Genomic DNA, 14,212 nt, shown 5'->3' on the forward strand with positions numbered 1-14,212 from the left:
TTTTGAAATAATGCCATAACCCACTAATTTATATAGCAAATTAGAATGTTAATAAATATAACCTGCACGGTGACGTAAAACTCAGTGCCACTTATCTCATTTTTTAAAACGCTAAAAAACAGAAAAATAACATTTAAATTCAATTGGTTAAGACTGATTTGTAGCATAACGCTTTCTGAGATAGGTATGACTACGCCACCTATCACCTTTTGAAAATAATCCCCTAACTGTCTAATTTATAAAGTAAATGAGAATGTTAACAAATATAACCTGCACGGTGACGTAAAACTCAGCGCCACCTATACACTTTTACTTGATTAAATATTTAGTCTGTTCATGATCTTTATAATGTGCACGTAGTTGCGCTGCAATCGCTAATTTTACTTGTTCTGTAATGACCACCGTTTCATGAGGTTCGAGTATATTTAGCAATTTGGTAAGCAGTTGTTTCTGCGGCTCTGCTGTTTTTGTTACCCAATCACTCAATAGTGTCCGATTGATTGCTGCGGGTAAGGAAGCTAATACCCCTAAATCATTCTGATCATGTACTAATAACCCCGTCGTCGTACCTTTGTCCAAGGTTAACACTTGGTAAAAATAGAGAGTATGGTAATTAAGTTGTGCCTGTAACTCTTCCGCAGAAGGTTGCCCAACTTGCTGGAGTTTATTTTTTAATAGATGGCAGTAACCATTGATCACCGCTTCACCAAATTGCTGGGGAAAAAGCGCTTGTTGGTCATCATTGGCGATAAATCCTTCTAAGTAAAAATGACTCACGCCTCGTGTGCATCCCAAGGCAGGAATCGTAAAATAACGTTGCGCTAATTCTCTACCTTGCTGATAAAGATCGCCGCTGACACGTTGTAATATTTTCTCAAAATAAGCCTTATCTGCTAAATCAACGATTGCGGGATTGAGATCAGCCATGATCCGCCAACTCCCTTTACCATCTCTAAATTCGCTCCAACTAATATGCATGTGCATGGACGGGGCTAATGGATGATGAGGATGAATGATCACGGAGAGCGCCGTTGCCGATGAGAATGATTTTTGTGACAGGTCATCATAATGAACTTGTGAAATATTAAGGGAGGCACGGTTAAATGCAGAGGATTCTATAAACTGCACGCGCATTCCACCACCATGCAAACCATTATCTCGCAGCCATTCTATTACTTGGCTATGTTGCTTTTTGTTACACTCAATCGTATGTAATTGTTTTACAAATAGCTGTTGCAAAGCCGTTAACATCTCCATTGCAGCGATTGCACGTGGTGATTTTATCGCTATCTTCATATTTTTATCCTATCTGTAAACTTGCGCTGTAGTGATACTGCACTACACTGAAATGTAAACATACTTTCCCAAGCCTAGGTGCCCCCTTATTCCTAGGCTTTTTTTTACCCTATTGATTTAAGAAAGTTAAACTAATGAACTTGTTATTCTCATCGAGAGTCAATTGAAAACGTCCCCGTACCCCAAGTTGTGAAAAGAAAGGCACAAAACGCATTGCTGGTAGCTGGATCATACGCCCCTCTTCATCACGTACTTTGACAACGGTATTTGGCGTTGTATAGAGTTGTTGGAATGCTTGATAGGGTATATTGAGCCTAAAATAAAATTCCTTCATTATTTTGTCTCTGTACAGTTAAATGTGTGTATCTACCTAAAGAGGCGTATGGCTCTTGATGGCAATACTGTTTTTCCATTGCCAATAATAAATCATACATCTCTTCTCGATTCTTATTTTCTTTCAAGTAGTCGTGTAAAACACGCACACCCGTTTTTTGTAGTACTTTCATATTTGCAGCATCTAGCCAACTGACAACATCTTTTTCAAAAAGTGGTGAAGTCGGCGTTAAACGTACTACTTTTTTACGTATCATGTCCTTGGCAACAAAATCAAAATTACCAGAGAGTAAATTGAAAAAACGTTGCGCTTCTTTGTTATAAAACATTAAGGATAACAGACCGTTTTCGTCTAAGAATTGTATTAACCCTAGTAATGTCTGTTGCGGATCCTTAAGCCACTCTAACACCGCATGATTTAATATCAGATCAAATTTGCCATCAATACGGTCGGGTAAATCCTGAATAGCACAATGCAAAATTTGTACATTATCTTGATACGCACTCCCTTGTAATTGTCGAGCCGCCTCTTTTAATAACTCCTCAGAGATGTCACATAACACTACCTGATGGCCAAGAGCCGCTAATTTCTGCGTAAAAAAACCGAAGCCACCACCCGCATCTAAAATGCGTAATGGCCGTTGTGGTAATAATGATAAACAATGCTGTAACTCATCCCAGACAATGGTGGTACGAATTTTACCTTTACTTGTACCATAAATATTATTTACAAATTTTTGTGCTATTTTATCAAAATTATGATCGCTCAACTTAACAACATCCAATGAAATGTTAAACTACTTAAAATTATCAATACTACGAGAGTAATCAATATGTTATTTATATTAAAAAAATGGATTGGCGGCCTGTTAATGCCCCTTCCCTTGCTGTTATTCGTTTTTTTAATTGGCCTTATTTTACTCTTATTTACACAAAAACAAAAACTAGCCAAGTTATTTTTGTCACTCACTTTTGTTCTGTTATGCGCATTCAGCAGTTTGCCAATTAGTGATGCCATTGTGCAACCTTTAGAGCGACAACATCCACCACTAAAAAATATAAAACAGGATTACGCCTATATTTTATTACTTGGTTCAGGTGGGACGGCAGATCCTGACCTACCAGTAACGGGACAACTCTCAGCGACCGCTTTAAGCCGTTTTATGGAGGCATTACGTATCTATCATGCTAATCCCAATGCGAAGCTGGTTGTCTCTGGATCTGGATTTGGGGATTTAAAATCACATGCTCAGCTACTTGAAGAATTAGCCCTTGCAATGAAAGTGCCTGCACAGCAAATTATCCGTTTAGATGACAGTAAAGATACTGACCATGAAGCGCGTCTAATGTCTGATATGATACGTGGCAAAAAAGCCGTTTTAGTGACCTCTGCAACGCACATTGATAGAGCATTACGACTCTTTTTTAAATATGGAACGGCACCGGATGTCGCACCGAGTAATTATTTATCACCCAAACGCGCCACTGAGAGACCAAGTTATTACTATATTCCCAATGCCTATTACCTCTATGCAACACAAGTGACATGGCACGAATATTTGGGGCAGTTACAAAATAAATTACAGTAATACCAATTCCGATAAATAGCTGATCTATTTTACTGGTTAAAACAACTTACTGCTGCGTTGTAATTTTCGCAAAGGGAATAACCATTTACGTCAAATTACGCCTTGAATTAAGCTGTTTTTCCTGCGCAAAATTTAGATCACATACTTACCGGAATTGGTATAAATAAAAAAGGTTTGCTATCGAGCAAACCTTTTACTAATAATGGCGTGTTACAGTTGGCTAAACTAATTGCGTTTCCACTTTAACCACGGCCTGTGCAACAACCATATGCTCACCATTAAAGGATAAAGCAGGTGAGCCATATAGTTCATAACCATCCGCGAGTAAAGCGGTAATACGAGCGCAAAATTCCGCATTATCTTTACCAGTGATCAGTTTGTACGTTTCTTTAGGTTGCGACATATGAGCTCCTTAGATTATCAAAAAATCGATATAAAGAGCATAAAACGATTAGTCGAAAAGCGATAAATAAATCCGTTAAAATTGTGAATAGACAACTCAATTGCATAAAAAAACAGCGCTTTGTGCGCTGTTAATCATCAATACTTAACGACCTTACCTTATCCTTAAGGGCGATACACTTTTACATTGTCAAAACCTGCTTCTTTTAAATAGAGCGCCTGTAGTTGACTCATGACACCTCGCGCACAATATAAAAGGTAGGTTTTATCCTGCGCTAGCGTTTCAAACTGAGTGGCTAACTTAAAGAAAGGTAAATGTACGGTTTCGACACCTTCAACAACAAGCGGAGATTCCTCTTCTTCTTCTGGCGAACGTATATCTAGAATGACATCATTAGCGCTAAAATCAGCAACGGATTCAACCTCGGCCACTTGTTCATGGGCAGCGGTATCAATATCTCGAATGTCTAAGACATTGGCATTTTCAACAACTTGTTCGATTAAAGAGAGGTCAAATTTAGCTTCCTCTTTATCAATTTTTTTCATGACCGCTTTAACGGTTGGACGCTGTGAAATTACACCACAATACTCTGGAATTGTTTCGGATAACTCCGCCGAACCAATTTCGCGGGCACAATTGATAATATCTTGTTTATCGGTGGCAATCAGTGGACGTAAAATTAACATATCGGTCACTTGATCGATGATCGATAAATTACGTAATGTTTGGCTCGATACTTGCCCTAACGCTTCACCAGTCACCAGCGCTTCAATATCAAAGCGTTGCGCAACAAGGGTTGCAGCACGCATCATCATACGTTTTAAAATAACACCCATTTGACCGTTTTCAACTTTTTCGAGTATTTCTGCGACAACAGGCTCAAAGGGGATAGAGATGAATTTAACGCGATGAGACGAACCAAAACGGTTCCAGAGTTGATAGGCGACCTGTTTCACACCAATTTCGTGGGCACTACCACCTAAATTGAAAAAACAGTAATGGACGCGTGAGCCACGTTTAATCAATTGATAACTCGAAACACCAGAATCAAAACCACCTGAAATTAATGATAAAACTGACTCTTGCGTTCCTAATGGGAATCCACCTAGCCCTTTATGACGAGTATCAATAAAGAGTAATTTATTATCGTTAATTTCAAGGTTAACGGTAACGTCGGCACCTTTTAATTTCACGCCAGCAGCATCGGTATGCTGATTTAAGCCACCACCGATATAACGTTCTGCTTCTATTGATGAAAATTCATGTTTACCAATGCGTTTTACGCGGACACAGAAGGTTTTACCGTCAAGGGTGTTACCTATATGGTCATGCGTTAATTGATAGGCATTGTGCAGATCGGTAAATTCACTCTCTTTGACTTCTAAAAAGTGCGCGATACCCGGCGTACTTTTTAGCATTTCAATTAATTTAGCTTTATTTTCTGGCGTGTCGTTGACACTGCGAACAATGATTTTATCCCACTCTAAAATAACTTTAACCTGTTCATCGTAACGGGTTAATACATTACGGATATTCCCCTGTAACATTTTGCTAAAACGTTTACGAACAGGACGACTTTTCATCATAATTTCAGGGAAAAGTTTAACGATAAATTTCATGGTATCTTCACTGTGCAGTTAAATAAGGGGGCGGATTATACCCTGTACGCAGCGTTAGGCAAAGGATCTTATTCCTGTAAGTTAAGGCAACTAATTTCACATTCACCTAACTCAGTGGCAATATAGGCTGAATCGCCGGTGATGGTGACTGAAAAATCCATGGTACGTTTGACTAATTTTGCTAATGCTTGAATCTGTACAAATTGCAGTTGATTCACTTCCACCTTAACCGTTGCAAAGTCGGCTTGGCTCTGTTTCCACCAAACATCGGATTTACTATTAAAACTATACACTTTCACCTGTTTGGCTTGGTGAGATGCTTTTTTAATCCGTTCAAAGGCAGGTTCGCCCACGTCAATCCAGAGTAAGAATTGATCATCTAACCCTTTTGCCCAAATATCGGGATCATCGGCAACCGACAGCCCCTTTGTAAAAGACAAAAATTCCTGTGCATTCAAACAATAAGCAACAACTCTGGCCATCATGCGCTCAAGCGTTTCAGAGGGATGCTGTGCAACGGTTAAATTCAGCGTTTCATAAACATCGCGATTGAGATCAGAAAGATTAATATTCATTTTAAAAATAGTCGGTTTAAGCGCCATGGTCATTCCAATAGTCAGAGACAAAAAAGCCACGCGAAAACGTGGCTTATACCAATCGGAATAAATAGCTGATCTATTTTACTGGTTAAAATAACTTACTTTTTTGTTGTAAGTTTCGCAAAGGGAACACCATTTGCGTCAACTTACGCCTCAAATTAAGCCATTTTTCCTGCGCAAAATTTAGATCACATACTTAATCCGATTGGTATTAAAAAAGTAATATTAATAGCTGCTTAGATTATGCTACAGGCATTTTTGCCAGTTCAACACAAACTAAATCACCAAACTCTTCCGTTGTCACAAGGTTTGCTTCACTTGCTTTGGAAAGATCAGATGTTGAATAACCTTTTTCAAAAACGCTTTGCATTGCTGCCCAAAGATTTTTAGCTTCTTTTTCCATACCGAAACTCATCTCTAGCATCAACGCAACAGAGCCAATCATTGAGTACGGGTTAGCAATACCTTTACCCGCGATATCTGGCGCACTGCCGTGTGAAGGTTCGTAGTAAGCTTTATCAGGTCCCATACATGCAGATGGCATTAATCCTAATGAGCCTAGAATACCGCCGCCTTGGTCACTTAAGATATCACCGAACATGTTTTCCATTACCATTACGTCAAACATGGTTGGTTTTAAACAGAGGTAAGTTGCTGCTGCATCAACAAGGATATTAATCACTTCAACTTCTGGGTAGTTTTTACTCTCTTCCGCGACGATTTCATTCCAAAGTACACTTGATTTTAATACATTAGATTTATGAATGTTATGTAATACTTTTTTGCGCGTCATCGAGACATCGAAAGCAACGCGGATGATTTGACGAATTTGGTCTTCATCATATTCCAATACTTCACGTACATAACGCTTACCTTCAGCATTAATACCCGTCTCTTTTTCACCGAAGTACAAACCACCCACTAATTCACGGATGATCATGATATCAATGCCTTCACCGATGACAGATTTTTTTAGTGGTGAAAAGTGTGCAAGACCTTTTGGTAAAAAAACGGGGCGGAAGTTTGCAAAGGTGTTGTAACGACGACGCAGTGGAAGTAATGCGCCACGCTCTGGTTGCTCGTCTACTGGGATTTTTTGCGACTCTTCATGATTTAAACCAATTGTCCCTTTTAGGATAGCATCAGCTTTATCACAGGCTGCTTTGGTTTCATCAGGGAATGATTTGCCGGTTGCAAAATATGCAGCCGCACCAAATAGTACATCGTTAAGTTCAAATTTAACGTCTTTATTACGTTGTTCAACTAAATTTAATACTTTAACTGCTTCTTTCATGACTTCTGGACCGATACCATCGCCAGCAAGTAAAGCAATATTATATGTTTTCATTTTTATTCCCTAAAAGAGTGATTGGATTATATAAGTATTGTGCGTGCATCATAAGTAAAAGTCGGCTTAGTTTCAAATATAGGAGATGACTTTCTGCTATTTAAGCACTTTTAGTGCATATTAAACCGGATTATCAACATCAACAAACTCCACATTAATGTCACATTCCTCTGCTATCCACTCGCCTAATGCTTTTATGCCATAACGTTCCGTCGCATGATGACCCGCAGCATAATATTCAATCCCCATCTCTTTAGCAACATGTACAGTGCGTTCGGAGATTTCACCGCTAATAAAGGCATCAATGCCCTGCTCTGCTGCAATGTTTATGTAATCTTGCCCACCGCCTGTACACCAAGCGATCGTTTTTATCTCTTTATGTCCCCCAGCTATATGCAGAGGTGTGCGGCCTAGCTGCAATGCAATACGTTTGCTTAAATCATCAACACTAATCGCTTGCTCAAATTTACCGACACGGCCAAGGCTGCGTTTATCCCAAGGCTCAAGTGGGCGACGGTCGATAATATCTAAGCGTTGCGCCAACTGCGCGTTATTGCCTAATTGAGGATGCGCATCTAAAGGGAGGTGGTAGGCATAGAGATTAATACCATTTTCAATTAATGCTTTAATACGTTTGTATTTCATGCCGACGATTTGTTGTGCTTCACCGTTCCAAAAAAAACCGTGGTGCACTAAAATCGCATCTGCTTTTTAGCGATGGCAATATCAATCAGGGCTTGGCTCGCCGTCACGCCGGTGATGATTTTTGTGATGCTTTCATTGCCCTCTATCTGTAAACCATTAGGACTATAATCTTTAAATTGATGAATTTCTAAAAGTTGATCTAACTTATTGGCAAGTTTTCTGTTTTTCATAAGGCATTCCAATGGCAGAAATAGGCTTGTAATCACAAGCCATGTAAAAAATGCTTATCATAAAACGGAAATAGATAAATTGAAAATTTAACGGCTTATTTATAATTAGGTTCGCACAGAGAAACGATATCCAGCACCACGCACCGTTTGTACTAAATAGTCGTGGTCGAGTAGCGCCTTACGCAAGCGACGAATATGTACATCCACGGTACGATCTTCTATATAGACATTGGTTCCCCAAACATTATTTAATAGCTGCTCGCGACTAAAAACTCGCTCGGCATGGGCCATAAAAAAGTGTAATAATCTAAATTCTGTCGGCCCAATTTCAATCGCGGTTTCAGCGATGGAAACACGGTGAGACAGTGGATCGAGCTTTAATTTGCCAACTTCTAGGGTGTCATCTAATGAGGTTGGGTTGACTCGACGTAATACTGACTTTAAACGTGCCATTAACTCTTTAGGAGAAAAAGGCTTAGTCACATAATCATCTGCGCCATTTTCCAGACAACGGACTTTGTCTTCCTCGGCACCACGTGCGGTTAACATGATCACAGGAATTTTACGTAATATTTCATCCTGCTTAAGGTACTGCAATAGCTTGATACCACTGCCACCCGGAAACATCCAATCCAATAGAATCAAGTCAGGATAGGGTTCGATCAACTGTTTGACTGCACTACTGTAGGAATCCGCTTCTGTGCATTGATAGCCATGCTGGTCAATCACGTAACATAACATTTCACGAATATCTATTTCATCTTCTACTACTAAAATACGTGTCGCCATTTAAGCTTACCTGCTTGTTTTAAGTATTTGTAATGATAGCATTATCACCATGAATTATGACAGTTTTGTGACAACCGTTACTTGCAACGGTAAAAATTGCCTTAAACTGGGGTTAGGTAAAAAAATATTGAACTAGTTTTTCCAGTATTAGTAAAAACCGTTTACACTCTCCCCCTATTTTATTTGTCGTTAATTAAGGTGCATTTTATGTTTTTCAAAAACCTACAAGTTTACCGTTTCACTCGCCCACTTGAACAAGACGCCGATGCGTTAGAAAAAAACCTTGAAGAATTTAAATTTAAGCCCTGTGGCAGCCAAGATATTTCCAAGTTAGGCTGGGTATTTCCAATGGGTAAATCTGGCGCTATGTTTACGCACCTCGCCGCAAAACAGATTCTTATCTGCCTTAAAAAAGAAGAGAAAATGTTACCCGCAGGCGTCATTAAAGATCAACTCAACGAACGGGTTGAGGCAATAGAGCAAGAGCAAGGCCGCGCCCTAAAGAAAAAAGAAAAAGACACATTAAAAGAAGATATTATTTTACAATTATTACCGCGTGCTTTTAGTCGCACAACACAAACCTTTGCTTGGATAGATCCCGAGACAAACTTGTTATATGTTGATGCTTCGAGTAGTCGTAAGGCCGAAGAGCTAATATCACTTCTACGCAAAACCTTGGGTAGTTTACCCGTTGTGCCGATTCAACTTAAAAATCCAACGGATGTGGTAATGACGGATTGGCTAGTAGAGGGGAATATTCCCGCTAATTTTAAATTAGAAGATGAAGCAGAGCTGCGTTCCGCTCTTGAGGGTGGCGGTATTATTCGCTGTAAACAGCAGGATTTATTATCCGATGAGATAAAAAATCACCTTTCAGTCGATAAATTTGTCACTAAGCTCGCCTTAAATTGGGCTGATAGTATCTCTTTTATCATTGGCGAAGAGTTTGCTTTAAAACGTATAAAATTTGCAGATGTATTACAAGAGCAAAATGAAGAGATAGACAAAGATGATTTCGCAGCGCGATTCGATGCTGATTTTGCGTTGATGACAGGCGAAATAAAACAGCTGATCCCTGCGGTTATTGAAGCATTAGGTGGCGAACAAAGCCTATAAAATTGCTCCCCCTGTGACGCAAAGTTACAGGGGGTTTCATTAATATTTTACTTATATCCCCTCTTTTTTCTGCTACTATTGTCCCCTATTTTACCCCTTTAATTTAACAACAAGATGGAACTTATGACTATTTCTATTTTTGGTAGTGCAAAATCTAAGAGTGCAACGAAAGCACTTCTTTTAGGCTCTGGTGAGTTAGGCAAAGAAGTGGCCATTGAATTGCAACGCTATGGCATTGAAGTGGTTGCTGCCGATAGTTATGAAAACGCGCCAGCGATGCAAGTGGCACATTCATCACATATTGTCAGTATGTTAGATGGTGATAAATTAGAGGCCATTATCCGCGCTGAAAAACCAGATTTGATCATTCCGGAAGTCGAAGCGATCGCGACTGATAAATTAGTGGCTTTGGAAAAAGAAGGCTTTAATGTTATTCCCAGTGCTAAAGCAACGAAGTTAACCATGGATAGAGAAGGTATTCGTCGCCTTGTTGCGGAAACCCTGCAAGTAAAAACATCGCCTTATCAATTCGTTGATACAAAAGCGCAATTCTTGCAAGCGGTACAAGCGATTGGCCTACCCTGCGTGATCAAACCCGTTATGAGCAGTTCAGGTAAAGGTCAGAGTGTCATAAAACATGAGAGCGATTTAGATAAAGCATGGGACTACTCTCAAGAAGGCGGTCGAACAGGTGCTGGGCGTATTATTATTGAAGGTTTTGTCCCCTTTGACTATGAAATTACACTCCTCACTATCAGCGCATCGGATGGTATTCATTTTTGTGCTCCTATCGGACATCGTCAAGAAAATGGTGATTACCGTGAATCTTGGCAGCCACAATTGATGTCCGAAATCGCGCTTGCAGAGGCACAAAAAATAGCTGAAAAAGTCGTTACTGCATTAGGTGGATTTGGGCTGTTCGGTATGGAATTTTTTGTCAAAGGTGACGAGGTCTATTTTAACGAAGTCTCACCGCGTCCGCATGATACAGGCCTAGTGACACTGCTATCTCAAGACCTCTCCGAATTTGCACTGCATGTACGTGCCATTTTAGGTTTACCCATTGGTAGTATTAGACAATATGGTCCAACGGCTTCCAGCGTCATTCTTGGTAATGGTAAGTCCGAAGATCTTCGTTTTGCAAATATTGCCCCGGCACTCGCTTGTGTCACAGGAGCACAATTACGCCTGTTTGCTAAACCCAATATCAATGGTTCACGTCGTTTAGGTGTCGCGATTGCTCGTGGGGAAGATATCAAATCGGCAATTGCAAATGCAACACGCGTTTCACAGCAAGTTAACATTATCTATTAATAGGATAACTTATGGCTCTTTTATAAATACAGTAGAGAGCCATATATACCATGGCACTTCAAAATGCCACATCAGCAATAAAAGGCAGGAAAAGAATAGACCGATTCATAGCAACAAATGTTAAAGATGTGTACTAACACTGTAATAATGTAAAAAAATATTACCCATATCAAAAATATTGCTAAATTATGTTGAATAAGGACTGAATTAACGCTTTTATAGCGATTTAATCGCCACGGGAAATATCGATTTAAACACATATAAAATTAAGGAATAGTTAAAATTATGCTGCAACGAAAATGGATAACGATGTTGCTTATTACTTGCAATTTACTTATCACCGCACAAGTAAAAAGTAGTGAGATAGTCATCAATAATGTAAGTGGTGAGAAGGAAACCCTTGTTGTAGATATTCTGAAGCTAATACTCAGCAAATCCGATCCGCAGGTAACTATACGTCAATACCCAGAAGCATTACCTACGTCTCGTCTCGAAGATGAAGTAAAATTAGGTAATATAGATGTAATGTGGGCAGGGATTAATAATCACTTAGATGAATCATTCATGACGGTAAGGATTCCTATTTTAAAAGGACTGCTTGGACACCGTATTTTCATTATTAGAAAAGACCAACAATCAAAATTTAATAATGTCAAAACGCTTGATGATTTGAAAAAGCTCAATGCGGGGCAAGGAACTCAATGGGGTGATACGGCTATTTTAAAAGCAGCTAGCGTACCTGTTATTACCACACTGAAATACCCTAACCTTTTCTACATGCTAGAAGGTGGACGTTTCGACTATTTTCCTCGTGCGATTCATGAGCCATGGAGTGAAGTCGCTTCCCGACCTGAGTTAAATTTAACAGTCGAAAAAAACATCATGTTAGTTTATCCCTTTGCGATGTACTTCTTTGTCGAGAAAAACAATCAAGCACTACATGAAAAACTAACCCAAGGTTTTGAAATGGCGATTGCTGATGGCAGTTTTGACGAGCTATTTTTTAGCAATCAGCAAATTAAAGATGCATTAAGCAAAACCCACTTTAAAAATAGAATCATAATTAAAATTCCTAATGGTGCGATGCATCCAGATACACCAATAGATCGCCCAGAATTATGGTTAGATCCGACAAGCCTTTAACATAGAAGAGAAAAAAATGAATTCAATTATTAAAAAATCAATGTTATTACTTAGCACTGTATCGCTGCTTATAATGATCACTGTTTTCTCAATTAGTTATTTTGCTACAAACAACTATTTAAGTAAGCAACTGGAAGCGGAAATTACTGACTCGCAAACTACCCTTGATATTGTACTTAAAGAGCCTATTTTTGGTTACGATAAAGAGTTGATCGGTGATATTTTAGGTGCCTTTGTGATGCAACCCTACATCCATAAAATTAGTGCCTATGACCATAGAGACCAACTACTCGCAGAAAAAGTAGAACAGGCACAAGCCCCCGAGTCGACTCAAGTTATTAAAAAAGATGTGCCTATACTTTGGAGTGGCGACAAAAAAATTGGTAAATTAGTTATCCTTTATCGTTCCGATAGCCAAGATAATCTTTTAGCCGTCATCAGAAATGTCTTTATCCTAATCGCTTTAATTTTAACATTGGTATTACAATTAACTAACTGGCTCACACTTAACAACCTCGTTGTAAAACCCTTACGCGTTGTCGGTGATGCTTTATCTGAAATTGCCGCTGGTGGTGGAGACTTAACTAGTCGCATCAAGGTTAAAAATAATGATGAAATTGGCCACTTAGCAAATAATTTCAATGACTTTATCACTAAATTGCACAGCATTGTCGCAGGTGTGATTGAAACGGCGAATAAAGTTAAAGATACCGCAACTAATATTATTGCCAGTGCAGAAAATAATGTTCATGCAACGCAACAACAATTACAAGAAATAGAACAAGCCTCTACTGCTTTAAATGAAATGTCATTAACCACTAATGAAATTGCTCAAAATGCGAATCAAACAGCGAAGAGCACTGAAGAGTGTAGTGAATTGGCACAAACAGGGAGTCTTGTTGTCCAAAATACAGCTGATCAAATCAATTTACTTGGTAATGATATGATGGTTACCGCTGAAAAGATTAGCCAACTACGCGATAAAAGTGAAACCATTGGTACTGTTTTAGATGTAATTAAAAGCATTGCTGAGCAAACTAACCTATTGGCACTTAACGCGGCGATTGAGGCTGCAAGAGCGGGCGAACAAGGGCGTGGATTTGCCGTGGTTGCCGATGAAGTTCGTAGCTTGGCAAAACGCACTCAGGATTCAACCTCGGAAATTGAAAAAATCATCGATGAATTACAAAAAGCTTCATCTGATGCCAATATGTCAATGGAAGAAAGTCAGATTGCCTTGCAAAAAACAGTACAAGAATCAGTTAATGCAAGTAATGCACTCGCCGATATTCAAACTACTATCGATCAAATTAGTGGTATGAATGCACAAATCGCGACCGCTTCCGATGAACAAAATGCGGTTGCTGAAGATGTTAGTAGAAACGTTACTGAAATTTTCAATATTACCAATGAAGTATCCGGCAACGCGCAAAGTGCTGGCGGTGCAAGTAAAGTATTGGGTGCATTGGGTAATGACCTTGTAGCCAACCTCTCTAAGTTTAAAATTTAAAATACACAACAAAGGCGCGTTTCTACGCGCCTTTCCCTAATTCTCCATTAATTCCAAATAACCTCATCAGCAACTACAATTTGGCCTCCATCCTGTTATATAACCGTGTTATCCCAAGATACAAAGTCAGCAACCATTGAGCCAATCAATATAGTATTATGGCAGATCAGAAAATTATACGAATTGGTATTACTGCAATCAATGACTCGCTATCCCCCTTTTTGCCTACACCTAAATAGATCAGCTATTTACTCCGATTGGTATAAATAACGGAATTG

13 protein-coding genes and 1 pseudogene are annotated in these 14,212 nt (G+C 39.2%); 5 read left to right on the forward strand and 9 right to left on the reverse strand.

Features of this window, described 5'->3' with window-relative positions; translation table 11 throughout:
* Positions 1-309: 309 nt before the first annotated feature.
* The 3 genes from AB2N10_RS06725 to AB2N10_RS06735 form a co-directional block, all read right to left on the reverse strand.
* Positions 310-1,296 (reverse strand): coproporphyrinogen III oxidase, encoded by a 987-nt coding sequence (locus tag AB2N10_RS06725; protein ID WP_354624514.1) that lies wholly within the window; start codon positions 1,294-1,296, stop codon positions 310-312.
* Positions 1,297-1,405: 109 nt separating this feature from the next.
* Positions 1,406-1,630: a DUF2835 domain-containing protein gene (locus AB2N10_RS06730; protein ID WP_354624515.1), complete on the reverse strand. Its 225-nt coding sequence runs from the start codon at positions 1,628-1,630 to the stop codon at positions 1,406-1,408.
* Positions 1,611-2,399 (reverse strand): methyltransferase domain-containing protein, encoded by a 789-nt coding sequence (locus AB2N10_RS06735; protein WP_354624516.1) that lies wholly within the window; start codon positions 2,397-2,399, stop codon positions 1,611-1,613. The genes AB2N10_RS06730 and AB2N10_RS06735 overlap by 20 nt, the downstream gene beginning before the upstream one ends.
* Before the next feature lie 63 nt (positions 2,400-2,462).
* On the opposite strand from AB2N10_RS06735, the gene AB2N10_RS06740 reads away from it, so the two are divergent.
* Entirely contained in the window at positions 2,463-3,218 is a 756-nt protein-coding gene (locus AB2N10_RS06740; RefSeq protein WP_354624517.1) for an ElyC/SanA/YdcF family protein, read from the forward strand.
* Positions 3,219-3,438: 220 nt separating this feature from the next.
* On the opposite strand, the gene AB2N10_RS06745 is transcribed toward AB2N10_RS06740, so the two are convergent.
* From AB2N10_RS06745 to phoB, 6 genes and pseudogenes are all read right to left on the reverse strand, one after another.
* Entirely contained in the window at positions 3,439-3,621 is a 183-nt protein-coding gene (locus AB2N10_RS06745; protein WP_354624518.1) for a DUF1737 domain-containing protein, read from the reverse strand.
* A 164-nt stretch (positions 3,622-3,785) separates the two neighbouring features.
* Entirely contained in the window at positions 3,786-5,240 is a 1,455-nt protein-coding gene (gene thiI, locus AB2N10_RS06750; RefSeq protein ID WP_354624519.1) for a tRNA uracil 4-sulfurtransferase ThiI, read from the reverse strand.
* Between the two features lie 68 nt (positions 5,241-5,308).
* A complete protein-coding gene (locus AB2N10_RS06755) occupies positions 5,309-5,842 on the reverse strand; it encodes a YaeQ family protein (protein WP_354624520.1) in 534 nt (177 codons plus the stop codon).
* Between the two features lie 238 nt (positions 5,843-6,080).
* A complete protein-coding gene (gene leuB / locus AB2N10_RS06760; RefSeq protein WP_354624521.1) occupies positions 6,081-7,187 on the reverse strand; it encodes a 3-isopropylmalate dehydrogenase in 1,107 nt (368 codons plus the stop codon).
* A gap of 120 nt (positions 7,188-7,307) precedes the next feature.
* Positions 7,308-8,062, reverse strand: a pseudogene (locus AB2N10_RS06765) (Nif3-like dinuclear metal center hexameric protein).
* A gap of 105 nt (positions 8,063-8,167) precedes the next feature.
* On the reverse strand, positions 8,168-8,851 hold the full coding sequence (gene phoB, locus AB2N10_RS06770; protein WP_354624523.1) for a phosphate regulon transcriptional regulator PhoB: 684 nt from the start codon (positions 8,849-8,851) through the stop codon (positions 8,168-8,170).
* Between the two features lie 207 nt (positions 8,852-9,058).
* On the opposite strand from phoB, the gene rdgC reads away from it, so the two are divergent.
* The 4 genes from rdgC to AB2N10_RS06790 all read left to right on the forward strand — a co-directional run bounded on the left by rdgC (position 9,059) and on the right by AB2N10_RS06790 (position 13,934).
* Positions 9,059-9,967: a recombination-associated protein RdgC gene (gene rdgC, locus AB2N10_RS06775; RefSeq protein ID WP_354624524.1), complete on the forward strand. Its 909-nt coding sequence runs from the start codon at positions 9,059-9,061 to the stop codon at positions 9,965-9,967.
* Between the two features lie 135 nt (positions 9,968-10,102).
* Entirely contained in the window at positions 10,103-11,281 is a 1,179-nt protein-coding gene (gene purT, locus AB2N10_RS06780; RefSeq protein WP_369434654.1) for a formate-dependent phosphoribosylglycinamide formyltransferase, read from the forward strand.
* A 285-nt stretch (positions 11,282-11,566) separates the two neighbouring features.
* Entirely contained in the window at positions 11,567-12,424 is an 858-nt protein-coding gene (locus AB2N10_RS06785; RefSeq protein WP_369434535.1) for a substrate-binding periplasmic protein, read from the forward strand.
* 16 nt (positions 12,425-12,440) lie between these two features.
* On the forward strand, positions 12,441-13,934 hold the full coding sequence (locus AB2N10_RS06790; RefSeq protein ID WP_369434536.1) for a methyl-accepting chemotaxis protein: 1,494 nt from the start codon (positions 12,441-12,443) through the stop codon (positions 13,932-13,934).
* The last annotated feature ends 278 nt before the right edge of the window (positions 13,935-14,212 follow it).

It is taken from the genome of Psychromonas sp. MME1, from assembly GCF_041080865.1.
Taxonomy (GTDB): Bacteria; Pseudomonadota; Gammaproteobacteria; order Enterobacterales; family Psychromonadaceae; genus Psychromonas.